The sequence below is a fragment of the Acinetobacter sp. YH12137 genome, assembly GCF_013418535.1.
In the GTDB taxonomy this organism is placed as follows: domain Bacteria; phylum Pseudomonadota; class Gammaproteobacteria; order Pseudomonadales; family Moraxellaceae; genus Acinetobacter.
In genome coordinates this window covers 24,738-48,431 of record NZ_VPBW01000021.1, presented here as the reverse complement: position 1 = coordinate 48,431, position 23,694 = coordinate 24,738, and the positions used below count along the sequence as shown (strand labels likewise).

Below are 23,694 nucleotides of genomic sequence, written 5' to 3'. Positions count from 1 at the left end.
GAATAATTCAAGTGAATTTGTTTGAAAGAAGAACTTTAAAAGCTTTATTTTCACCCGATAAAATACCCATAAAACAAGAGGAAGCTCATTTGAGCTTCCTCTTGTGAAAAATTGTGGGACAGCAATGAGCCTCGGCTCTCTTTTTTTCACTATAGAATCTTAGAAAATACGAGTTTTATCTTTTTCTGCTTTTGGCAATTTTGCTGCAATTTTCTGGGCAATGGCCATATAACTTTCAGCAGCATCATCTCCAGCAATCACTGAAGGCTTACCGGCATCGGCATTTTCACGAATCACTGCATTCAAAGGCAAGCGGCCGAGCAATGGAATATTGTATTGCTCTGACAGTTTATCACCGCCGCCTGTACCAAAGATCTGTTCTTCGTGACCGCAGTTTGAACAGATATGGGTCGACATATTTTCGACTACACCCATCACTGGAATCTGCACACGATTGAACAGTTCAATGCCTTTGGTCGCATCCAGCAATGCCACGTTTTGTGGTGTGGTGACGATCACAGCACCTGTGACTGGAATACGCTGAGCGAGCGTTAACTGGATATCACCTGTACCTGGTGGCATATCAATCATCAATACATCCAGATCTGGCCATAAAGTTTGATTGAATAGCTGCATCAAGGCACCTGTTGCTTTCGGACCGCGCCAAGCAACTGGCGTATTATTATCACCCGTTAGGTGGCCAATCGACAGCACTGCCATACCATAGGCATCGAGTGGGACAAACTGCTCGGCTTCGATCATCGGGGTTTTGCCGGCATTGCCGAGCATCGTCGGAATACTTGGACCATAAATATCCGCATCCAGTACACCCACTTTCAAACCTAATTTTTGCAAAGCCAAAGCCAGATTCACAGTTGTGGTTGATTTACCTACACCGCCCTTACCTGAAGAGACCAGAATGACATTCTGAATGCGTGGATGCTTCGGTACATCACGTTGCTGTGGAGCAGCTTTCTGGATCGGCGGATTATTTGGGTCAGCTTCTGCTTGAGCTGCATGACCTGAAGCATCAACCACAGGTGGCAGATTCGATTTTGAAGCAGCAGTTTGCGGCTGGCTGGAACAGCTCTCGCCTTCTGCATGATGATGTCCACAACCGCCTTCTTTTTTATGACCCGTCTTTTGCTGAATCACATGCAGGTTTAGTTCTTTAATACCGCATTTCTCTAGCGCATCCGCCAGTTCATCATGAATCTGCTGTAACTGCTCTTTTTCTTCCGGATAGGTATTAATGGTGATTTGCAGAATCTCGCCTTGCACATTGACCTGAGTAATCCGGTCTTTCAGCGCATTGCTAGAATTTGGCAAGATATAGTTTTGCAGTACGTTCTGCACAGCTTCTTCGTTCACCTCCTTGGAAGGCGAAAAAACCGATTTAAGCGAAGAAAGCCAGGACATAGGTTACTCCAAAAATATAGATAGACATCTGAATAGCTTAGTTTAACGAGGTTTTAGTCTCAGGTTAAGCAATCTGTATTCAGAAGCCTGAAAGACAAATATAATTTCCAACTATTTTACTTGGTTTTAAAGAGTTACAGGGAAGAAAATTTATAAAGTCAGCATTACATCTTATTTATTGTTTTATATTATTGATATTTTAAAATTTTAAATAAAATTAACTAGATAGTATCCATTAAAAAGCCACTTCATTCAAAAATTAAATGAAGTGGCTTTCAACATGAAATGATTATTTATGATTTTTATCTTGATCGGTCTTGTTTTGCCCAGATTGATCAGCCTTATCCTGATCCTTTTTAGCATCATTTTTGTTATTGGTCTGATCTGAATTTTGGTCCTTATCCTTAGCCTCTTTAGATGAAGAATCCTGATCCTGCTTTTTTGAATCACTTGACTGAGATTGATCATCGCCTTTCATTTTAGTCATGGTTTCAGCCGCCATCTGTTTCAACTCATTTAGTTTCGTAGCAGCTTCATTTACCAAATCACTAATTTTGACCTTAGTATCTTCAAACTTGTGTAGCGCTTCATCTTTTAAATTTGCCATACGATCTTGGTCAGCCTGATTTGCTGATTTATCTCCAGAACTTTGATCCTGTGCCTTTTTCGAATCATCTGAACCTTGCTCGCCATTTTTCTGGCTGTCTGATTTGCCATTTTTTAGCTCATTCAGAATCTTTTCGCCTTTTTGCAACAGCTCTTCACCGATCGCGATGGCTTTCGCTTTTAAGTCATCCATTTTGGTACTTTCAGCTTTTTTATCGGATTGATCACCATGATTAGATTGGTCATTTTTAGACGCATCTTTTTGCTCTGATTGCTGATGACCAGATGCTTTAGAGTCTTGCTGATGATCAGAATTTTCATCAGCACCATTTTTTTGGGCTTCTAGGACTTCTTCATGCTTCTGCTTATGCTGTTTATCAATCTCATTCTGCTTTTGCTCTTGTTCAATCTTGTCATGCAGTTCTCGTGCATGTTGTTCTTTATCTTGATTCTGTTTTGAAGTACTTGTCTGGTTATTCTGAGTCATGAGTACCCTCCTAAGGCGTCATAATAAAAATGATCAGCCAAATTTTTAGCACAAAGCATGCAATGACGTGGGTGAATTAAGCAAACTGCAACAAAGCCTGTACATGTTGTTGCTATTGATTGCAGGAAGTAGCATCAACTTATCTCAATCGAATTTTTACGGGTCAATTACCCGTTTATAGCCAGTTTTTGTATTCTGAATATTCGGCCTGATTTATTCCTTATGCTTCTGTAAAAGCATTTCTTTGTAATCCCTTCTGCATCATGTAAAATTATGGCCCATTGCATAATGAATACGAATGAGAGAGTGAATCCGTGCATAAAATCCTAGTCACCAATGCCCTTCCTTACGCCAATGGCCCGATTCATATGGGTCACTTACTCGGCTATATCCAGGCTGATATATGGGTACGTGCGATGCGCGCGATGGGTCATGACGTGACGTATGTCTGTGCGGATGATGCTCATGGTACAGCGATCATGCTGCGTGCTGAGGCAAATGGCATTTCACCTGAAGCACAGATTGCCAATGTGCAAAAAGAACATATTCGTGACTTTGACGGTTTCGGTGTGCATTTCGATCATTATGACTCTACCCACAGTGATACCAACCGCGCCCGCGCTTCAGAAATCTATATCAAAAACCGTGAAGCCGGTAATATTGCAGTTCGCCCTGTAACCCAGTTATTTGACCCTGAAAAAGGCATGTTCCTGTCAGACCGTTTCATTAAGGGTACATGCCCAAAATGTAAGGCGGAAGATCAATACGGCGATTCATGTGAAGTTTGCGGTACAACTTACAACGCGACTGAATTATTAAATCCAAAATCGACTTTAAGCGGCGCGACTCCTGTTGAGAAATCTTCGGACCATTACTTCTTTAAACTGCCAAATTTTGGTGAATACCTGCAAAAATGGACCCGTGACGAAGGCCGTCTACCCGTATCTATCGCCAACAAACTGGATGAATGGTTTGACAATGGCTTGAACGACTGGGACATCTCACGTGATGCACCGTATTTCGGCTTTGAAATTCCTGATGCGCCAAACAAATATTTCTATGTGTGGGTGGATGCGCCAATCGGCTATATGTCGAGCTTCGAGAATTACATCAAAACTAAACGTCCTGATTTAAGCTTCGATGATTTCTGGAAAAAAGATTCTAAAAATGAAGTCTATCACTTCATTGGTAAAGACATCGTTTACTTCCATGCCCTGTTCTGGCCTGCAATGCTGGAAGGTGCAGACTACCGTACACCAACCGGTTTATTCGTGAATGGCTTCCTGACTGTAAATGGTCAGAAGATGTCTAAATCTCGCGGTACCTTCATTAAAGCTGAAACTTATTTACAGCATTTGAACCCTGAATACCTGCGTTATTACTTTGCTTCTAAACTTTCTGACAAGGTTGAAGACTCTGACCTGAATCTGGATGATTTCGTTCAGAAAGTGAATTCGGACCTTGTAGGTAAAGTAGTGAATATCGCCAGCCGTTGTGCAAAATTCATCAATACCAAGTTTGATAACAAGTTAAGTACAACTTGTGCCGAGCCTGAACTGGTTCAAAGCTTTATTGATGCTGGTGACTCAATTGCCAAAGCATATGAAACCCGCGAATTCTCGGCAGCGATCCGTGAAATCATGGCACTTGCAGATAAAGCCAACCAGTACATCGATGAGAAAAAACCTTGGGCTTTAGCGAAAGTTGAAGGTGAAGAACAACAGGTTCACGATGTGTGTTCTGTAGGTATCAACCTGTTCCGTCAATTGGCTGTGTATTTAGCTCCAGTGTTACCAACATTGGCTGCTCAGGTTCAGGACTTCCTGAAATTAGCTTCTTTCGACTTTGCTTCTCGCACTGAAATTTTGACTGGTCATGAAATTGCATTGTTCCAGCCACTGATGCAACGTGTTGATCCGAAAGCTGTGGCTGCGATGGTCGATGCATCTAAAGATTCTTTAGCTGCACCTGCTGCTGAACCAGCAAAAGCTGAGAAGAAAAAAGAGAAAGCCAAAGAGAAGAAAGCTGAACCTAAAGTTGGTGAAGCTGAGATCATCACGATTGATGACTTCATTAAAGTTGATTTACGTGTTGCTGAAGTTCTGGACGCTGCAACGGTTGAAGGTTCTGACAAACTACTGCAATTGACTTTAAATGTTGGAGAAGCTGAACCACGTAATGTGTTCAGTGGTATCCGTGAGTTCTATAAACCGGAAGACCTGAAAGGCAAACTGGTGGTGATGGTCGCTAACCTTGCTCCACGTAAGATGCGTTTTGGTATTTCGAACGGTATGGTACTTGCCGCTGGTAATGGCGAAGGTGTTTGGGTGATTTCACCTGAATCTGGTGCTAAACCAGGTGATAAAGTGTCTTGAGATTTAGGTCTTAGATAGAGGAAAAGCCTCTACATTGTAGGGGCTTTTTACTTAGTCTACTAAAATAATACTCAGCCAATAAAAGTTCTTCATCTTTAGTTTTTTTACCATTTATACAATTTATTTTCTTGTTTTTTAAAAATATATCTATAGAATCTAAACGCTTTTTTATTTTTAGAATTATTCGGGGTAAACATGAAAAAATTACTAGTTTCAGCTTTAGCAGCATCAACAATTCTATTCACAGGATGTTCAGTCCGTATGGCTGATATGACTGTAGCTTCAACTAAAAACTTTAACCTAAACTCAACTCAGTTCGTTAAAGGCGAACGCGTTAAAGGCGAAGATAAAGTTCCAGTAATTTTATTCCCTTTAGGTATTCCTAATTTCAAAACAGCAGTAGATCGTGCCATTGAAAAAGATCGTTGTGCAGTAGCACTTTCTGATGTAGTCATCACTCAACTAAATCAAGCATTTCTTGTAGGCCAAATTGGTTATCGCGTAGAAGGCACTCAAATTATTGACCGTTCTCAGCCTGAATGTAGTAAATAAATGCTTATTAAAAAAGCCTCTATCTTTAGAGGCTTTTTTAGATCGATCAATAAATCAGATAGCACTTATTTATCGAGGAAAAATTCCCAGATGACATAGCCAATGCCGAAGCCTAGCAATGAATATAAGGTAATAATGAAAAATACAAATGCTGCATTATTTTTCTTTTTCCAAAAACTCATAGTGATACCCAAGGCTGTTTGCAATGCCCCATGTTAACGGGCTTTTTTATAAAAGTGAAATTTATCTAAGTAATTTATTTATAAAAATATTTTTAGAAAAAAACTTTTATTTTCTTAAAAAATCAATATACAGATTCAAACTGAATGCCTAGTACAGATATTCAATTCCTCTTCTCTCTTTTAAAAAAGGTAAATATTTTTATATTCTATTTTCATGCTTTACATGCTAATACATAGCATAAACTTCACAACCATAAGAATTGCCATGAATATTTTAAAGACCTCCCTCCTCACCTCTCTACTTTCATTTTCTGTTTTGGGTGTAAGTGTGAGTCAGGCTGCTGAACCTGCAACAATTGCTTTACAAAAACAAGTCGCCGGCTACTATCATCACCAAATTGGTAATACTCAGATTACTGCCCTGCTGGATGGCACAAACTACTTAAATCCATCGATGTTTAAAGGCCTAAATGATGCAGAAAAAACAGAAATTTTGAAGAAATATCATGCCGATCAAGCCAAAGGCATACAGACTTCAGTCAATGCTTTCCTGATTAATACAGGCAATCAACTGCTCATGGTGGATAGCGGTGCTGCAAGCTGCTTTGGTGCACACTTAGGGTCAATTTATAACAACCTCAAGGCATCAGGTTATCAACCTGCGCAAGTGAGTAGTATTTTTCTGACTCATCTCCACCCTGACCATGTTTGTGGCATTTCAAATAACGGCGCAGCAAATTATCCAAATGCCACCTTACATATTTCCAAAACCGAGTATGACTACTGGCTAAGTCCAAATACTGTCAAGAAACTACCGAAAGACCAGCAGGAAGGTTTCTTAGGTACCGTAGAGAAAATTAAAGCAGCCCTTGCACCCTATGAAAAAGCTAAAAAAGTGAAAGTCTTTTCTGATAAATCTTTAGCCTTTGGGGGGGTCGAGTTTAAGCCATCCTTTGGTCATACCCCAGGGCATTACAGCTTTAAACTCAAAGCAGATGGTCAAGAAGTGGTTTTTGTGGGTGACATCGTCCATTCACATACCTTGCAATTCGACAAACCTGAAACAGCCATAGAATTCGATGTCGATCCTAAAACTGCGGTGCAAACCCGTTTAAAGCATTTTGCTGAATACGCCAAGCAAGGTCAGACCATTGCAGCGCCACATTTACCATTTCCGGGGATCGGTCATATTTACTCGAAAGATGGAAAGAGCTATCAGTGGATTCCCGTACATTTTAAAGATTAATTGAATACTTCAGATTTTAGCTCCGGATGAAACCCTAATTTGTTAGGGTTTTATTTATTGGAAATATAGCTAATCAATAGCCTATATGACTTCTAAAATTTAAAACCATGATGTACTTTTGCAATTCAAAATCATCTTTCACTTATTTTTTTTTAAATTTTTTCTTAAAAATCCTTTTACTTTTCATGTGCACCTTTAGCACACATTTTTAACATGCCATTTTCCCTGATAAAGCTAAATATCTAAAAAACAAAATATAAATTTAAATTTTATCTTTTCTTATGATGTCTTAGTTTGGTGCATAAAATTCTATTGTGCTTTATATCGAGTCTTGTCAGTTTCAAGAAATTCATTATCAAAATTTCCCTTGTTAGTAACTCTTTTCGAATCAGTTTGCCTCTATATACTGGATTTCTTTTGTGATTCTATGCACTAAATTGGAACGCACAATGCAAAATATAGACTTATTATTTCTCCTTCTCGGTGCAGTTCTAGTGCTTGCCATGCATGCAGGATTTGCGTTTTTAGAACTAGGGACAGTTCGCCATAAGAATCAGGTCAATGCCTTAAGTAAAATTCTCACTGACTTTTCCCTATCTGCCATCGCTTACTTTTTAGTGGGCTATTATATTGCCTATGGTCAGCATTTTTTCCACGATGCCTCTACTTTAGCAGCCGATCATGGTTATAACCTGATGCGCTGTTTCTTCCTATTGACCTTTGCCGCTGCTATTCCTGCGATTATCTCGGGAGGAATTGCAGAACGTGCCAAAATGCGTTCGCAGGCTTTAGCGACTTTATTTCTGGTGGCTCTGATTTATCCATTTTTTGAAGGGATGATCTGGAATGGAAACTTTGGTTTTCAGGACTGGTTGGCAGATACCTTTGGTGCCAGCTTCCATGATTTCGCCGGCTCTGTGGTCGTGCATGGCATGGGAGGCTGGATTGCTCTGGCTGCGGTCGTTTTACTTGGTGCACGTAATGGACGCTATAAAAATGATGGCCGGATTACTGCACATCCCCCTTCATCTATCCCTTTCCTTGCTTTAGGCTCATGGATTCTGATTGTCGGCTGGTTTGGCTTTAATGTGATGAGTGCACAGCGCCTGGATGCCATTTCCGGACTGGTTGCAATTAACTCTTTAATGGCGATGGTCGGTGGAACTATTGCGGCAAAAGTAGCGGGTAAAGATGACCCGGGCTTCTTGCATAATGGTCCATTAGCCGGACTGGTTGCCATCTGTGCAGGTTCTGATGTGGTACATCCACTGGGTGCATTATTTATCGGAATCAGCGCAGGCGTGATTTTTGTAAAACTATTCACCTATACCCAAAATAAACTTAAAGTGGATGATGTATTAGGGGTTTGGCCTTTGCATGGTGTATGTGGTGCTTTCGGTGGAATTGCTGTCGGTGTATTCGGTCAGCAATGGCTCGGAGGCATGGGCGGTGTTTCTATTATTTCACAGCTATTCGGCACCGTACTGGCGATTGTAGTAGCTCTGGTGGGTGGATTTCTGGTTTATGGTCTGCTGAAAGTGTTGATCGGTATTCGTCTGAGTCAGGAAGAAGAATTTACTGGTGCAGACTTATCTATTCACCGGATCTCGGCAAATTCCGAAGAAAATATTTTTTAAGCACCAAATTAAAAAAGCCCCGAATCATCGGGGCTTTTTTATAGTCTGCGATAATTGGAAATTACTTCATCCCGAAGATCAGCTTTAAGCCAAGTACGGTCATAACCGCCCCTGCTGCACGGTCAAAACCGGCTTTAAACTTCAAATATACTCGACGTGGCTTTTCAGCAGAAAGTGCAACGGCCACCAGTGAGCACCAGCCCGCATCAATAAAGAAACATAAAACCGGCAATACAAAGTAAAAGTAAGTTGGAATTTCTTTTGGTAAAAGCGCAGTAAAAATACTGGCCAATACAATCGCAATTTTTGGGTTAGATAATTGGGTAATCAAACCTGTCATATAAGCACGACGTAAGGACATCTGAGTTTGACTGTCATCGCCTGCATCGATCGGTTCTTTGGCATGCTTGATAATTTTAAAAGCCAACCAGAGCAGATATAAACCACCACAAATTTTAAGCGCCAGATAAGCAGATGGCACAGCCAGCAAGAATGCCTGTAAACCTAGGACTGCAAGTAAGCCAAAAATAGCCGCCCCTGTTCCGGTACCTAAAGCTGTAAATAAGCCATGCTTACGTGAGATCGCAATTGAATTTTTCGCTACATAAATAGAAGTTGGTCCTGGGCTCATTGCACCTAACATGAGGGCAAAGGCAATTGAACCTAAAATCCAAAATGATTCCACGTGACCATCCAAACTTAAAATGAATGGCTTATTTTAAGTAAAAATAATTTATTTTGCTTTAATATTTCTACACAAATGATGCAATATTTGTGCGAAATCCGGCTATTTCTTCAATTGGTCTTGAGCGGTGAGGGATGAATCAAGCATCTTATAATCATGGTCATGCACCGGCACTCCGCCAATGATCATGCTTCGTGTATCAGTTTTAGGCTTATTCAAAGGATCATCGCAGCCAGATAAGCCTACTAAGAGCAATACACTTAAAATCGTACAGGATAGTATTTTCATTATTCTATCCTCCTCTAAGTTCCCTATAAGATTCAGATTAGCAAATTTGTTTAAATTTTCAGCATATGAATTGTGACAATCTACAAAATTTTATTCTTAGTTTAAGGAGCTCATGATTCTGCCATCCTGCTGATTCTATTTCGCTATAATTTGCTCATTCTTAGCTTATGAAAATACCATGTTTGAAAAAATCGCCCAGCATATTCCAGACCAGCGCATCTGGCTGAAAGACAGGTTTGTAACCATACGCCGTCTGGATCTGGTGCATCCGCAAATATCAGGCAACAAGTTTTTTAAACTGAAATACAACTTTCTGGAAGCACAGCAACTTGGCTTTAAAAAGCTGCTAACTTTTGGTGGCGCTTATTCCAATCATATTGCCGCAACGGCGTTTGCAGCACGGCAGTTTGGCTTTGAGAGTGTCGGCATTATTCGGGGTGAAGAACTGGCTCATCAGCCTTTAAACCCCACTTTAGCGTTGGCACAACAATTCGGAATGCAACTGCATTTTGTGAGTCGTGAAGAATATCGACGTAAACAGGACGCTAATTATCTAACAGCGTTAGCACAAAATTTTCCTGCACATTACATCATTCCTGAAGGCGGTACTAATACATTAGCGATTCGGGGATGTCAGGAGATTCTAAAGGACGGCGATGCACAATTTGACGTGATCTGCTGTGCTGTAGGCACTGGTGGCACGATTACAGGTTTGATTGAAGCCAGCCAGCCTCATCAACAGGTATTAGGATTTTCTGCCTTAAAAGGCAACTTCCTGAATGAGGAGGTGGCTAAGCTGACCAAGAAAAGAAACTGGTCCATTCTCGATGATTATTGTTGCAGTGGTTATGCCAAAACCACTCCTGAACTGATCCAGTTTATACAGCACTTTGAAGCTGAATATGATATTCCCTTAGAGCAAATTTATACTGGAAAAATGCTGTTGGGAATTTCAAATCTGATTGAAAAAGGCTGCTTTCCACCAGAAACAAAACTGCTGATCCTGCATACTGGTGGACTACAAGGTCGAAATATTTAAATCGCTTAAAGTTCTGATCGAAACTTAAATGCCTATCGGATTATTTTCATTGAGTGCAATTAGCCCTTTGACCAGCCGATAGACATGCCAGACAAAGACAAGAAAAATAATCACAAAACCGATTAGAATCACGGTGAGCAGCCCACCTAGAATATAACCCAGCAAGCTGAACCAGAAGGTTTTAATCTGCCAGTCCACATGACTTTCCAGCCAGGTGCCCCGCATTTCATCACGTTTAATATAATTCATGATAATGGCGATTAATGGGGTTATTCCCAGGAAAAAACCCAGTAGATGAAGAATATAGCTGATCAGATTATATTGTTTGTATGCTGCCGTATCCGTCATAAATTATTCCTTTTCATTGTGATTATTTTTTAGGCATGACAAAACTATGCATGAATCCGCCAGCTGCTTCAAATTATTTATGATAAATATTCGCTAACACGTTGTAATTCGGGCAGCCCCTTTCAAGAATAGCCAAAGCTGAAATAAAATTGTCTATAATGCTCCCCTTTCTTCTCCCTTGAGTGTGTCATGTCTGTTCAGCAATACGATGTTTTGGTCATAGGTGCAGGTGCATCAGGTTTAATGACGGCCTATATGGCAGCACAACGTGGTCGTAAAGTCGTAGTCGTTGAAAAAGCCAATAAGGTGGGTAAGAAAATCCTGATGTCCGGTGGCGGAAAATGTAATTTCACCAACCTCTATGTCGAACCTGAAAATTTCATCTCGCACAATCCGCATTTCGTGATTTCAGCACTGACCCGCTATACCAACTGGGATTTTATTAGCATGGTCTGCGAATATGGCATCGAATATGAAGAACGTAAACATGGACAGTTATTCACCTTAAATGGTGCTAAAGAAATTCTGGCGATGTTGCTGTCCGAATGTGACAAAACCGGTCTGGTCGAGATCAAAACCAACTGCGAAGTGAAAGCTATCAACACTGTAGACGATCAAGGATTTCAGGTAGCCACTTCTTTAGGATATTTTGAAGTGGAATCTGTTGTGGTTGCTTCAGGTGGCCTGTCAATTCCAACCTTAGGCGGTTCAGGCATCGGCTATGAGATTGCCAAACAGTTTGGACATCATGTCTATCCAACCCGTGCCGGTCTGGTGCCGTTTACTTTCTCGGATAGTTTCAAGGAAGTCACCACCCGTCTGAGCGGTAATGCAGTTGAAGCCACGCTGTCCAATGATTTAAACAGTTTTACTGAAGCTTTACTGTTTACCCATCGTGGTCTGAGCGGCCCTAGCTCCCTACAACTGTCAAATTACTGGGATGTTGGCCAAAGCTTTAAGGTTGATTTTCTACCAAGTGTCGACCTGTTTGATTTCTTTAAATCTAAAAAACAGAGTCAGCCTAAAGTTCTGCTACGTACACTATTGACCGAATATTTACCGAAGAGCGTAGTACTAGAATTACAGAATCTGATCTGGACTGAAGTAGCTGAAACATTCATCGGCAATATCAGTGATGACAAGCTGGAACAGATTGCCAAACGTTTAAGTGGCTTTGAACTGAAGCCTTCTGGAACTGAAGGTTACCGGACAGCTGAAGTGACTTTGGGCGGCGTAGATACAACCGAAGTTTCATCTAAAACCATGGAAAGCAAAAAGCAGAAAGGCTTGTATTTTGTGGGCGAGATACTGGATGTGACTGGTCATTTGGGAGGTTTTAACTTCCAATGGGCATGGTCATCAGCACATGCCGCATCGGAATATGTTTAATACAGAGATGATCTGGGAAGAGAAAATACTTCGCTTATTCCAGATAATCCGTTTTAAACAGGTTGAGATTGGCCGTATTTTCTAAACGGTCAATCGTCAGTTGCATTTTCTGAGCCGCTTCCTGCAGATGTAAGGGTACTTGATCTGCCATAGGTGCCATGAATTTATGCTGAAATGTTTTCCACATCTTATTGATCTCCTTTTTCTTTATATTTTTAATGCAAGAAAAATACCAAAATCATTTTAGTATTCACTTGAATATTCTATATTTTTTAAAAAAGAAATTCTATGTATAGTGACTAGGCAGTATTTCGACTTAGTTAAATTCGTCTGGATCAGGTATTTTCTTATCCAGCTCTTTTTCAGCCTGCTCATCCTGTTTGCTTTTCACAAAGACAAATCGATAAGCAGCCGTGAAAAAGCCAATGGTTATGCCTGCTATCACTAAGGGTGCTAACAGATTATTCGGTTTCTTGGCATTCATTCAGATTTCCTCAGGATTAAAAAAATCGACCACTCAAGCGTGGCCGATTTTGTTTAAATAGAACAGGTTAATTCGGGTCATCTTTTTTTGGATGACTATCGACATCCGGTTCTTCTTCACCTGTAGAACCAAATGGATTATTCGCTGGTGGATGAGTTGGATCAACTTGAAGCGAATCCGGTACAGCCTGATCGACATCTGGTGTCACCTGATCTACCCCTGACGCTTCATCATCCTGTGGTGCAGTAGTCAAGGTCGCTGGCGTACTATTGGATAAATTGGTACGCATTGGCGTATTGTCATCTTGTGATTGATCTTGATTCGGCACAATATTTTCTCCTGTAGTTGAACTGCCTGCACCTGTAGTACCACTGACATCAGCACCTAAGCCTGAAGTCATGATATTAGTTTCATTTTTCAAAGGATTCGGCTCTTTAGCTTCTCGTTTAGCTTTATCGATCAAATCAGTCAGTACACGTTCTGCTGGTTGACGGCCACCGAGACCAAAGGCCAAGGCAAATGCCACAGCAACAGCACCCAGAGTTAAACCGAAGGCCAGATTCACGATCGAGTCAGCAATGCCCATGGCACGTAGACCCATCGCAATGACCAGACCCATGATCAGTACACGAACCAGGTTCGCTAACCAGCGTGAACTGTTGTATTCACCACGTTGCACAATATTGGCAACTACATTGGCCAGCCAGAAGCCAATCACCAGGATCACAGCACCTAGCAGGATGTTTGCACCGAAGTAGATGAACATCGCGATCAGGCCACTCACCTGTTCAAAGCCTAAACGGTCCGCAGCTTCGGAAACTGCAAATAGCATGGTGAACAGTACAATCAGATAACCCACCAGACTTGATAGTTTGGTTTTGCCTAGGAAGCGTTGCAGATCCAGTTTAGCTGGAACCTCATCTACACCTGTTCCGGCAACGACTTCAGTCACCAGACGTGCTACCAGTCTAGACACCACATAAGCCAGAATCAGAATCAGTGCGGCTGCAATGATATTTGGAATGGCATTCATGATCTCATACAGCATTGCAGTTGCTGGTTGAGAAATTGCTTCGATACCCAGTGCTTCAAATGCAATGATTAATGACGTAATAATTACAACTGCGAAGATGAATGAACCAATCAGTTGAGCGACATTCGAGTTTTTGAAAATGCCGACTTTTTCAGCTTGATGTTGAATATTCAGGCTGTTGAGCAAACCTTCAACTATACCGCGAACGATTTTTGCCAGAATGTATCCGACAAATACAATAACTGCAGCAATGAAGATATTAGGCAGATAACTTACAACATCAGTCAGCATGTTCTGCACTGGCAGTAATAAACCATGTAGACCTAGAATCGACAAGACGATTGGCAAGAACAGCAGTAAAATCAGCCAGTAAACAATTTCACTGATATTTTGGCTAATTGGGCTGACACCGACTTCGGCACTCAGCTTTTCATCCAGCTGGGTGCGATCAAGCATTTTTTGCAAGCCGACTTTGACCAGATTTGCCACAATCCACCCAACAAAGGCCACAGCAACAGCCGCCAGCAATTGTGGAATAAAGAGCAGGAACTGCTGGATCATATTACTGAACGGTCCGCTCACTGCTGTCAGATTCAACACGTTAAGCGCACCGATGACCGCAATAATCAGAATAATCCAGAACACAACACGAGCGATAATACTCTCGACATTAGAGCGATGTCCTGTCGCTGCATTTAAGTGTGTATTGGTCCCTAGTTTTTGCAAGATTTTTTTAACACCTGCCGAGACGAGTAATGCAATAATCCAACCTAGGACTAATATGGCAATTGCACTAAGAATTGGATGAAACTGATCCCAGTAGTACATGGCATCATAGCCACCACGTGGGCCTCTCATATAATCATTCATGTTTTCTGCCCTCTTTGTTATTACGCTATTTGTCTGAATTCACGAGCTTATTTTTGAAATCTTCAGCTCTTTCCGATTGCTTATAAAGCTTGAACTTCCTGTGCTTAGCTTGCCTGGAGATACAGAACTTTGAAAAACATCACCACCTATTGCAAAAAAGCCCTAGTCATGAACCAGAGCTTTTTTTAATAATTCCAATTATTGGGTGGCCTGTTGAGCATCAGTTGCAGTAGCTTCTGCTGTATCTTGTGACATTTCGCCTACAGTGGCTGTTGCTTCTGTCATCGCATCATCTGCAGTAGCCATTGCTTCATTGCTTTCACCGCCTGGAGTAGCCGCCGGACTACCATTATTGGCAGGGGCTTCAGTCGCTGGTACTGGTGTATTAGGCTGGGTCGCAGGCGCATCTGGCTTCACATCTGCAAACATATAGAACAGGACTGCCAGTAAAAAGATACCGACCAAAATCAGGATATAGACAGGAATGCGCTTCTTCTGCGTAATTGCTGCCTGATCATGCAAAGGTGGTTTTTTATTAAAATCATCAACCATGACCATTCTCACTCTTTCTTATTCATAAGTAGATTTTTATCATAACAAGCAGTTATCACAGCTTCTGTGACAAAAGATGGTGAGATAGTGAATGGATGTAAGTTATATGTATGAGTCTGATGAACTTGGTATTAGTTTCAAAAAAGGCATTTTCTAGCCTGAACATACTATGGTCTTATGGTTAGAAACTCTCTTCCGAGACAATTGATACTGGCAGTTTTTAGCTGATTTATCAGGAATTGAATTGTCTATAAAATAAACAATATACCACTATGATTTTATTAAATTTTAAGCACATTTTAAGTGGGCTAAAACATGCTGTAAAAATACCGTTTTTCAATATACCTGCTACTTTGCGCAAAATACGTTATAATTATCCACCTTATTTTTCATGCACCCGAGTTTTATGGCGTACCGTCAACAGAGTGTATCGCTTGATCTTGACACTGACGTCACACATCAATGTGCTTTGCACTACACTCGTGATCAGCATCTGATTGGAATCATTGAATTTAGCAAACCGAGCTTTATGCTACGCTGGCAAGATCTGGAATATTTCCGCCGCCGTACTGAAGAAATGTCGGTAATGCCTTTTCCGGACTGCATTAATGCCATGGTCATTGATGTACGGAATGTTGCGGCCTGGCTAGATAATGACGTTCCGATTATTCCATGGCGCCTACTGGAAGAAGATTGCCCGGTACGTCTAGTTGTGCCTGCGGATCGGATCGAGCATTATGCCGGTTTCTTTGAGCCGACCTGGTTAACGACCGATACAGATACTGCCATTCAGGAAATCCGTGACTTTATGGATATGTTTGTTCACTAATATGACAGTATGAAAAAAACCTCCATGACGGAGGTTTTTTTGTACCTAAAAAAATAAAAGTCCCCCTTTAACAAAGGGAGATTTAGGGGGATTCTTTTTAACTTGAAAATATTTTCAGTTTTAATCCATTTCTAATTTAAAGAAGGATGTAACTCCCTTTCCTTTTAAGCGATGAGCAGCACTGCTGCGCAAGGGAGAGGTAAAAGCCCCTCCTTTGCAAAGGAGGGGTTGGGGAGGATTCAAGAACTGACAAATAATCTAACTTCAATCCCTCCTAACCTCCCTTTTAGAAAGGGAGAAACTCTAAAGAAATTACCAATAATTCTCTACCGCAATATTTCCTTCACCACGACGGTTCATAGTCAGGCCACGTGCTTTTAGCGCTTCTTTGGTATCTTCAACCATTTCCGGATTACCACAGAGCATCACGTGACTGGTTTCAGGATTAAGCTGAAGTCCTGCTGCCCGTTCAAGTTCCCCATTCTCAATCAAGATCGGTAAACGATGATGAAGCACTGCTTCAGGATCGCGGGTAATGATTGGAATAAATTTAAAGCCAGTATAACCTTCGCCAAAGCTCTCGGCAATTTCCTGAATACGGTCGACATAAGCCAGTTCGTCTTGCGTACGGACGCTATAAACCAGGTTAATATGTTTATATTTATTCCAGGTTTCAAAGTCTTGCAGCATGGATAAAAATGGCGCCAAACCTGTACCTGTTCCCAGTAACCATAAATCTTGTGGTAATGGCAGCTGGTAACGTGCCAGGGTCAGATAGCCATAAGGAATCTTTTCCAGGTAAAGTTCATCACCTACTTTAAGATGTTGTAAATTTGAAGTAAATTTACCTTCAGGCACCACAATTGAGAAAAATTCCAGGGTTTCATCGAAAGGTGAAGACACCACTGAATATGCCCGGACAACGAGTTCATCCCCTATCTTCAAGCCAATACGCGCAAACTGCCCTGCAGTAAACTTGAAATGTGCAGGTCTGGTCATGGTGAAACTAAACAGCGTATCGGTCCAACGGTGTACAGATAAAACCTTTTCCAAGCTAAATTTTTCAATAGACATGATTCAAACGTGGCATCAAAGACTATGCTCATGGTAGCATGACAGCATAATTTATTAATATTTTTTAAATGTTAAGGCTCTATTCATGCGCATGACTTTACGCCAGTTGGCTGTTTTTGTAGCAGTTGCTCAAGAAGGCACCGTCACCAAAGCCAGTGATGCAGTCAAACTCACCCAAAGTGCGGCGAGTATGGCTTTAGCAGATTTAGAAGATGGTCTTGGCGCGCCTTTATTCGACCGTCTTGGTAAGCGTTTACAGCTCAATGACTTAGGTCGTTTTCTTCTCCCGCAAGCTCTTGAAATCCTTGGCCGCTGTGAAGCTTTCGAGCAGGCAGCCAAAGGTGAACTGCAAAGCATTGACCTTCGTCTCGGTGCGACGCTGACCATTTCCGACTATCTGATGCCAGATCTGATGGCGGATTTCCTGAAAATCCAGCCACAGGCTCACTTGCAACTGCAGGTCGGCAATACCCGTCAAATGATCGAAGCCGTAAATCAGTTCCAGCTAGATTTGGCCCTGATTGAAGGTTCTTGCCATTTACCACAACTGCAATGTATTCATTGGCGCGATGATGAACTGGCAGTATGCTGTGCGCCGGATCATCCTCTAGCTCAGCTAAACCGTCCGCTCACTGCTGAAGATTTTAAATCGGTTGAATGGATTTTACGTGAAGAAGGTTCAGGAACTCGTGAAGTCTTTGATAATGCCATTTTAAAAGATGTACCTGATGCCAATATTCGTCTGACTCTAGGTCATAATGAAGCGATTCTGAAGATTGTGGCAGGTGGTTTAGGGATGTCCTGTATTTCCAAGCTGGCGATTGAACCTTTGCAGGAAAAAGGTCAACTGGTCATTCTGAATACTCCATTCTGGTCACTCACCCGTCCTTTATTTATGCTGGTACACCGCCAAAAATATCAAGGACCAGGTCTTAAAGCCTTTATGAAATTCTGTGAAGCATAAATTTCACTTTCAATAAAAAAAAGCGCCTTTTGGCGCTTTTTTTTATTTACCGATGTCCAAATTGGCTTTCACATGGGATCCCATCGCCATCACCATCCATTTTGGTATTTGGACAATTTCTTAAAAAGTATAAAGCTTCTTCATATGAACTCATTTGACTACAATGCTGTCGTCCATCACAGCTAAAATTCTGCTGTACTTGTGGTTCTTCAACTATACGTTGCACTTCTACTGGCTGTATTCTGCTGCTTTGCCAATACTGATATTTGTTATAAACCGCATAGGCTAAGCCAATCATAATCAGAAGTCCAATGTAAGTGCTAAAGCTACTTTTCTTCTCTTGAGATTGTTTTCGTTGAGTAATACGAGGCTTATTTTCTAATGCTCGTGACTGAGGCGTATGTCGAGGGGTTTCCGTTTTGAGATCCAAACGCACAATATTGTCTGCTTTAAACTTGCCTGCATCCTGTACTTTGAGAAACTTTAACCTTTCCCCAACTTTTGGTGGCACATTCTTATTTGGAAAGTCTTTAATATGGAAGAATAAATCTTTTGACTCACCCGCTATCTCAATAAAACCAAAACCTCGTTCTTCGTTATAGGTCTTGATCTTCCCCTCTAAAAACATAATTCACTCTATTGTTTGATATTTTTAACTATTGTATTCAAAAAGCGTTTTAAATTCTAAAAATAAAAAAGCACCGTAAGATGCTTTTTTTATTTGAAGGATGAGACAAATATCTTAATAAATGAGAACCTAACTTAAATTTCTCCAAAAATTATAAATCCAATCGCTGTTACCAGAATCAACCAGAGTGTGGGACTAAAGAAAATAGTATTGCGTGCCGGATTGACTATTGCAGAAGTAGAAGCTAGAGATGGTAATACAACTACTTCAGAAACGAACTCTTCCTGATGCTTGATATCCAGACGTACCATATTCTCCAGCTGAATCGTATTTTGCTCTTCAATTATTCTAAATTTAAGTCGTTCTCCGACTTGAGGCGCGATTTCAGGTGAAGGTAGTTGATCTAACTGAAAATTAAGCTCCTGTGCATTATTTTTTAGTTCAATACTCCCAATCCCACGTACAGCATCATAGGTTTTAATTCTTCCATCTGTAAACATGATATGTGTCCCTAGATCATTCAACAGATGCGTAGTTTATATGGAAGGGATTAAAAGATATTGTTGAGCTTTGGTGGGTATTTTATTGTTTTAGCAACATTCTATAAGCTTTAAATTACACAAGATTCCTATAACTTACATAAACTTATAACTCGAATAAAAAAGAGGCTTTAAAGCCTCCTTTTAAATGTATTTTCCAGGCAAATATTAACGCTTTAAATTCGACAATAGGGCTGAAGTAATCGAAGTATTGACTGCTACCGCTTTGGCTTTTTTGGCTTTCTTCGATTTATCTTCTACACGTTCAATTTTAATGGCTTTATAGCGATCACCATTCTGAACCACATTGAATTTTACTCGGTCATTGCGCTTCGGCTCACCTAAATCGGCGGGGAAATCCGAGATATGAAAAAATACCTCACCCTCAGGTGAAGAAATAAAACCAAATCCTTTTTCTGAATTGTACTGTTTTACTTTTCCTTGGTATTGCTCGGAAGTCATAAACGTCCCCTACTCTGTATCTGTCAGTATTCAGTATATAAAAAAGAGGCTGTAAAAGCCCCTTTTCTGTTCATTTTCAAAAATATTAATCTTTTTGAACTGAACCAAAAATCTTGTCACCCGCATCGCCCAGACCCGGAACGATGTAACCATTTTCATTCAAGCCATGATCAATCGCCGCAGTGAAAATCACCACATCTGGATGAGCTTCTTCAACACGTTTAATGCCTTCAGGTGCAGCGACCAATACCATCACACGAATATCTTTACAGCCGCTGGCTTTCAATACGTCAATCGCAGCAACCAGAGAAGAACCTGTCGCCAGCATTGGATCAATGATCATCGCAAGACGGTTTTGTACGTCTGGAACCAGTTTTTTATAGTAAGTACGTGCCTGTAGGGTTTCTTCATCACGTTCCAGACCCAGTACAGAGACTTTGGCACTTGGAATCAGATTCAGGAAACCGTCCAGCATACCAATACCTGCACGTAGAATTGGCACCACAGTAATTTTCTTACCTGCAATGCGGTCTACAGTTACCGGTCCGTTCCAGCCGTCAATCTCATGCTCAACGACAGGAAGATCCTTGGTCGCTTCATAAGTCAAAAGCATAGTCACTTCCTGAGCTAGCTCACGGAAGTTCTTGGTACTAATGTCAGCACGACGCAGTAAACCGAGTTTATGTCGAATTAAAGGATGACGGATTTCATGGATTGCCACGGGAGAACACCTAGAAGGTTAAAGATAAATTTCCGCTATTATAAAGACTTTTCCGGATTTGTTTAACTAAAAAAGCCCCCAATCGTGGAGGCTTTTTTGTAATAACTTCAAACTTGCGCTGAATTAGTTAAAACCACTTTGAACCAAAGTGAAAATAAACTGTTGTAATTCAGGCGACATTGCGAAGAACGCATAGCGAGACAGCGCAATGATTGGATCTGGATAAACACCGATCACCAGTACCAGTAATGCGACAAGCAATACCATGATACCGCCGACTTTCTGACCCCAGTGATTTACAGCGTCAAGACGTGGTGTTTCTGGTGGAGTCATATACATGACAACCATCACACGCAGGTAGTAGTACAGACCAATACCTGAACCCAGGATAACCATCGCAGCAAGGAACCAAGACTCGCCTGCAACTGCAGTTTTCACTACCAGGAACTTACCGATAAAGCCTGCTGTTAATGGAATACCTGCCAGAGACAGCATCATCACAGTTAATACAGCAGTCAATACTGGACGGCGCCAGAACAGACCACGGTACTCTGCCAGGCTACCTGCTTCATCTGTATTGTTATACGGACTAGACATCAGCGTTACCACACCGAAAGCACCAATCGTAGTCAATACATACGTGATGATATAGACGTTTACACTTTCAAAAGTCGCGAAACCTTGAACCTGTAAAAAGTCAGTATTACGTGCAGATACGATCGCAACCAGTACATAACCGAAGTGAGCAATTGAAGAGTATGCCAAGATACGTTTCAAGTTCACCTGTTTCACTGCAAGCAAGTTACCTACAATGATGGAAAGTACTGCAATCACGCTGATGATAGTTACGAAGCTATCTGACAGGATTAAGCCAGAAGACAATACATAACGTACGAACAGACCCAGCATTGCCACTTTAGACACAGTTGCAAGGAAAGTTGCAACTGGTGCTGGAGCACCTGCGTATACGTCTGGTGTCCATTTGTGGAATGGAGCCAGTGACAGTTTAAAGCCCACAGCGAATACGATCAGTGCCAGACCAATTACTACAGCAGGTTGACTGAATGCAGTTAACAGTTTGCCTGGTTCAGCGACAAAGCTTAGAGAACCTGTATATGCATAAACATATGCCATACCCATCAACAACATTGCAGATGCAGTTGCTGAAAGCACCAGATATTTCACACCTGCTTCAAGCGATTGAGAACGCTGATGTGTATACGCCAATAAGCCGTATACAGGGATCGACATGAGCTCAAGGCTAATGAAGAAAGATGCATAGTGAGAACTTGCCACCATCAGCATCGCACCGGCAACGGAGGTCAGCATCAGGATGTATAGTTCTTCACGGTTATCTTTATAGGTTTCAATATAAGCATGTGACAAGGTACTGCACGCCAGTGCAGCCACAATAATCACAAACTGATACAGCATCGTAAACGGATCTACGAGGAACAGATTCATTACATTGGCAGGTGCAAATTGACCCGCTAACAGAACGAACAGAATGTACAACGCCGCCAGGTTTAGACCAATGACTGTCGTAGTCGCAACTAAGTTATGGTTACGCTTAATTGCAGTAAGCAACATCACGACGATCGCAGTCAATGACACGATCATCACAGGTGCTAGAGGCATAAGCTCAGAAAAAGACATTGTGAAGTTCATGGCTTATTGGATCTCCACATTTTCAGCTGAAACGGCAGCTTGCTGCACAGCATCAGCTGCTTCAGACACAGGAATGTAGCTATTCGCTAACCACGCCATGCTTGAGTTAGAAACGTCAAGGAAGCTTTGTGGGTATAGACCAAGCCATGCTAGACCAAATGCACAGATCAGCAAAATTACCACTTCACGTGCATTTAAATCTTTTAACGGATTTGTGTAGTGCTGTTTTTGCTCTTCGTTTGGAACACCAAACAACGCTTTATGGATCAGAATCAAACCGTACAGACCCGCAAATACCAGGCTGATTGCAGCGAGGATTGTGAATGCAGGGAATTTACCGAATGAACCCATCAGGATCAGGAACTCACCAATGAAGTTACCTAGACCTGGAATACCGACAAGCGCCGCGATGAAGAACATCAGGAAGAATGCAAGGTATGGGAACTGACCACGAATACCACCCATCAAACGCATATCACGTGTATGAACACGTTCGTACACCTGACCACACATAATGAACAGCGCTGCAGATGACAGACCGTGAGCCAGCATCATGATCATCAGACCTTGGAAGGTCAGGATGTTACCTGCATAAATTGCAAGTAAAACGAAGCCCATGTGTGAAATAGACGTATACGCCAATAAACGTTTCATATCGGTTTGCTGGAAAGCACACCAAGCACCGTAGAAGATACCGATTAAACCGAAAATGATCGCGATGTCTGCAAACTGTGCAGAAGCCGCCGGGAAGAATGGAATCACGAAACGGATCAGACCATAAGCAGCTGTCTTAATCAAGATACCTGCAAGGTCAACAGAACCCGCTGTTGGTGCTTGTGCATGCGCATCTGGTAACCAGCCGTGTAATGGGAAAACTGGAAGTTTTACCGCAAAACCGATAAATAGACAGATCATGAATGCATAAGCAACTGCTGGTGCTTGTGTATCCAGCATGTTCGCTACACCCATCAGGTAGTTGTAGTCGAAACGGATTTGACCAGTCATGGTGTAGCCTACAGTCACCAGACCAAGGATACCAATCAGCATGACTAAACCAGCTACCTGTGTGTAAATGAAGAACTTGGTTGCAGCATATACACGTGACTTGCCTTCTGCCCCTTTATGACCCCAAAGTGCGATCAGGAAGTAGATCGGCACCAGCATCATCTCCCAGAAGAAGAAGAACAGGAACAGGTCAATCGCCAGGAATACACCGATTACACCACCCAGAGACCATAAAAGGTTCAAGTGGAAGAAACCAACGTTTTTCTGAATCTCACCCCACGAACAGCCTACTGCCAGCACACCAAGGAGTGCAGTCAAGCCAACCATCAGTAAAGATAAACCATCCACCGCAAGGTGAATGTTAATGCCCAGGGTTTGAATCCAAGGCAATTTAAACTCGGCTGCCCACGTAGGAGCCGCACCGCCAAGTTCATAGTTATAAGTACCCGACTGCCAAAGGACGATGGTCAAGACCAGCGTCACTAACATACCAATCAGCGCGATATAACGCGGAAGGTGTTGGTCGAGTTTATCGACCAACCAGCAAATAAAACCTGCAATGAACGGAATGAGGATCAGAGCCGGCAAAATAATATTGTTTGGAGCTTCCAT

The 23,694-nt window shown here is 41.7% G+C and carries 25 protein-coding genes; 8 read left to right on the top strand and 17 right to left on the bottom strand.

The window, feature by feature from the left end:
- Positions 1-159 precede the first annotated feature (159 nt).
- Together apbC and FTU72_RS11010 are read right to left on the bottom strand one after the other, a co-directional pair.
- Positions 160-1,419: an iron-sulfur cluster carrier protein ApbC gene (apbC, locus tag FTU72_RS11015; RefSeq protein WP_180004395.1), complete on the bottom strand. Its 1,260-nt coding sequence runs from the start codon at positions 1,417-1,419 to the stop codon at positions 160-162.
- A gap of 289 nt (positions 1,420-1,708) precedes the next feature.
- The gene (locus FTU72_RS11010; RefSeq protein WP_180052825.1) at positions 1,709-2,512 is read right to left on the bottom strand and encodes a hypothetical protein; all 804 of its coding nucleotides are present in this window, start codon (positions 2,510-2,512) and stop codon (positions 1,709-1,711) included.
- 314 nt (positions 2,513-2,826) lie between these two features.
- Between FTU72_RS11010 and metG the strand changes: the two genes are divergently transcribed.
- The gene (gene metG, locus FTU72_RS11005) at positions 2,827-4,887 is read left to right on the top strand and encodes a methionine--tRNA ligase (protein WP_180052826.1); all 2,061 of its coding nucleotides are present in this window, start codon (positions 2,827-2,829) and stop codon (positions 4,885-4,887) included.
- Between the two features lie 195 nt (positions 4,888-5,082).
- Complete coding sequence (locus FTU72_RS11000) at positions 5,083-5,439, top strand: hypothetical protein (RefSeq protein WP_034170100.1); 357 nt, start codon at positions 5,083-5,085, stop codon at positions 5,437-5,439.
- Between the two features lie 65 nt (positions 5,440-5,504).
- On the opposite strand, the gene FTU72_RS16570 is transcribed toward FTU72_RS11000, so the two are convergent.
- Positions 5,505-5,621, bottom strand: a complete 117-nt coding sequence (locus FTU72_RS16570; protein ID WP_373683639.1) for a hypothetical protein — start codon at positions 5,619-5,621, stop codon at positions 5,505-5,507.
- Between the two features lie 265 nt (positions 5,622-5,886).
- On the opposite strand from FTU72_RS16570, the gene FTU72_RS10995 reads away from it, so the two are divergent.
- Both FTU72_RS10995 and FTU72_RS10990 read left to right on the top strand, forming a co-directional pair.
- A complete protein-coding gene (locus tag FTU72_RS10995) occupies positions 5,887-6,867 on the top strand; it encodes an MBL fold metallo-hydrolase (protein ID WP_180052827.1) in 981 nt (326 codons plus the stop codon).
- A 449-nt stretch (positions 6,868-7,316) separates the two neighbouring features.
- On the top strand, positions 7,317-8,504 hold the full coding sequence (locus FTU72_RS10990) for an ammonium transporter (RefSeq protein WP_180052828.1): 1,188 nt from the start codon (positions 7,317-7,319) through the stop codon (positions 8,502-8,504).
- A gap of 61 nt (positions 8,505-8,565) precedes the next feature.
- Here FTU72_RS10990 and FTU72_RS10985 read toward each other — a convergent pair whose 3' ends face one another.
- On the bottom strand, positions 8,566-9,189 hold the full coding sequence (locus FTU72_RS10985) for a LysE family translocator (protein ID WP_004785033.1): 624 nt from the start codon (positions 9,187-9,189) through the stop codon (positions 8,566-8,568).
- Positions 9,190-9,291: 102 nt separating this feature from the next.
- Positions 9,292-9,477 carry an NF038215 family lipoprotein gene (locus FTU72_RS10980; RefSeq protein WP_034702009.1) on the bottom strand — a complete coding sequence of 62 codons (186 nt, stop codon included), beginning with the start codon at positions 9,475-9,477 and terminating at the stop codon, positions 9,292-9,294.
- Positions 9,478-9,655: 178 nt separating this feature from the next.
- On the opposite strand from FTU72_RS10980, the gene FTU72_RS10975 reads away from it, so the two are divergent.
- Positions 9,656-10,516, top strand: coding sequence for a 1-aminocyclopropane-1-carboxylate deaminase/D-cysteine desulfhydrase (locus FTU72_RS10975; protein WP_004785037.1), 861 nt, complete (start codon positions 9,656-9,658; stop codon positions 10,514-10,516).
- Between the two features lie 24 nt (positions 10,517-10,540).
- On the opposite strand, the gene FTU72_RS10970 is transcribed toward FTU72_RS10975, so the two are convergent.
- Entirely contained in the window at positions 10,541-10,864 is a 324-nt protein-coding gene (locus FTU72_RS10970) for a hypothetical protein (RefSeq protein ID WP_004785040.1), read from the bottom strand.
- 189 nt (positions 10,865-11,053) lie between these two features.
- Here FTU72_RS10970 and FTU72_RS10965 point away from each other — a divergent pair, with 189 nt between their 5' ends.
- Positions 11,054-12,253: an NAD(P)/FAD-dependent oxidoreductase gene (locus tag FTU72_RS10965; RefSeq protein WP_180052829.1), complete on the top strand. Its 1,200-nt coding sequence runs from the start codon at positions 11,054-11,056 to the stop codon at positions 12,251-12,253.
- Positions 12,254-12,287: 34 nt separating this feature from the next.
- Here FTU72_RS10965 and FTU72_RS10960 read toward each other — a convergent pair whose 3' ends face one another.
- The 4 genes from FTU72_RS10960 to FTU72_RS10945 all read right to left on the bottom strand — a co-directional run bounded on the left by FTU72_RS10960 (position 12,288) and on the right by FTU72_RS10945 (position 15,192).
- Positions 12,288-12,440, bottom strand: coding sequence for a hypothetical protein (locus tag FTU72_RS10960; protein WP_180012012.1), 153 nt, complete (start codon positions 12,438-12,440; stop codon positions 12,288-12,290).
- A gap of 129 nt (positions 12,441-12,569) precedes the next feature.
- The gene (locus FTU72_RS10955; RefSeq protein WP_179992650.1) at positions 12,570-12,737 is read right to left on the bottom strand and encodes a hypothetical protein; all 168 of its coding nucleotides are present in this window, start codon (positions 12,735-12,737) and stop codon (positions 12,570-12,572) included.
- Positions 12,738-12,804: 67 nt separating this feature from the next.
- Positions 12,805-14,640: a mechanosensitive ion channel gene (locus FTU72_RS10950; RefSeq protein ID WP_180052830.1), complete on the bottom strand. Its 1,836-nt coding sequence runs from the start codon at positions 14,638-14,640 to the stop codon at positions 12,805-12,807.
- Positions 14,641-14,838: 198 nt separating this feature from the next.
- Positions 14,839-15,192, bottom strand: a complete 354-nt coding sequence (locus tag FTU72_RS10945) for a hypothetical protein (RefSeq protein ID WP_034702043.1) — start codon at positions 15,190-15,192, stop codon at positions 14,839-14,841.
- Between the two features lie 406 nt (positions 15,193-15,598).
- On the opposite strand from FTU72_RS10945, the gene FTU72_RS10940 reads away from it, so the two are divergent.
- Positions 15,599-16,021, top strand: coding sequence for a hypothetical protein (locus FTU72_RS10940; RefSeq protein WP_005237048.1), 423 nt, complete (start codon positions 15,599-15,601; stop codon positions 16,019-16,021).
- Between the two features lie 312 nt (positions 16,022-16,333).
- Here the strand turns inward: FTU72_RS10940 and FTU72_RS10935 are convergent, their stop codons facing one another.
- Entirely contained in the window at positions 16,334-17,095 is a 762-nt protein-coding gene (locus FTU72_RS10935) for a ferredoxin--NADP reductase (protein WP_180052831.1), read from the bottom strand.
- Positions 17,096-17,180: 85 nt separating this feature from the next.
- Here FTU72_RS10935 and gigC point away from each other — a divergent pair, with 85 nt between their 5' ends.
- Positions 17,181-18,059: a LysR family transcriptional regulator GigC gene (gene gigC / locus FTU72_RS10930; RefSeq protein WP_159124400.1), complete on the top strand. Its 879-nt coding sequence runs from the start codon at positions 17,181-17,183 to the stop codon at positions 18,057-18,059.
- Positions 18,060-18,105: 46 nt separating this feature from the next.
- Here the strand turns inward: gigC and FTU72_RS10925 are convergent, their stop codons facing one another.
- The 6 genes from FTU72_RS10925 to nuoM form a co-directional block, all read right to left on the bottom strand.
- Complete coding sequence (locus tag FTU72_RS10925; RefSeq protein ID WP_180052832.1) at positions 18,106-18,687, bottom strand: cold shock domain-containing protein; 582 nt, start codon at positions 18,685-18,687, stop codon at positions 18,106-18,108.
- 134 nt (positions 18,688-18,821) lie between these two features.
- Positions 18,822-19,187: a hypothetical protein gene (locus FTU72_RS10920; protein WP_180052833.1), complete on the bottom strand. Its 366-nt coding sequence runs from the start codon at positions 19,185-19,187 to the stop codon at positions 18,822-18,824.
- Between the two features lie 207 nt (positions 19,188-19,394).
- The gene (locus FTU72_RS10915) at positions 19,395-19,688 is read right to left on the bottom strand and encodes a cold shock domain-containing protein (protein WP_180052834.1); all 294 of its coding nucleotides are present in this window, start codon (positions 19,686-19,688) and stop codon (positions 19,395-19,397) included.
- Positions 19,689-19,773: 85 nt separating this feature from the next.
- On the bottom strand, positions 19,774-20,409 hold the full coding sequence (gene upp, locus FTU72_RS10910) for a uracil phosphoribosyltransferase (RefSeq protein WP_004785068.1): 636 nt from the start codon (positions 20,407-20,409) through the stop codon (positions 19,774-19,776).
- Between the two features lie 123 nt (positions 20,410-20,532).
- Positions 20,533-22,077, bottom strand: coding sequence for an NADH-quinone oxidoreductase subunit NuoN (gene nuoN, locus FTU72_RS10905; protein WP_004785070.1), 1,545 nt, complete (start codon positions 22,075-22,077; stop codon positions 20,533-20,535).
- 3 nt (positions 22,078-22,080) lie between these two features.
- The gene (nuoM, locus tag FTU72_RS10900; protein WP_004785072.1) at positions 22,081-23,694 is read right to left on the bottom strand and encodes an NADH-quinone oxidoreductase subunit M; all 1,614 of its coding nucleotides are present in this window, start codon (positions 23,692-23,694) and stop codon (positions 22,081-22,083) included.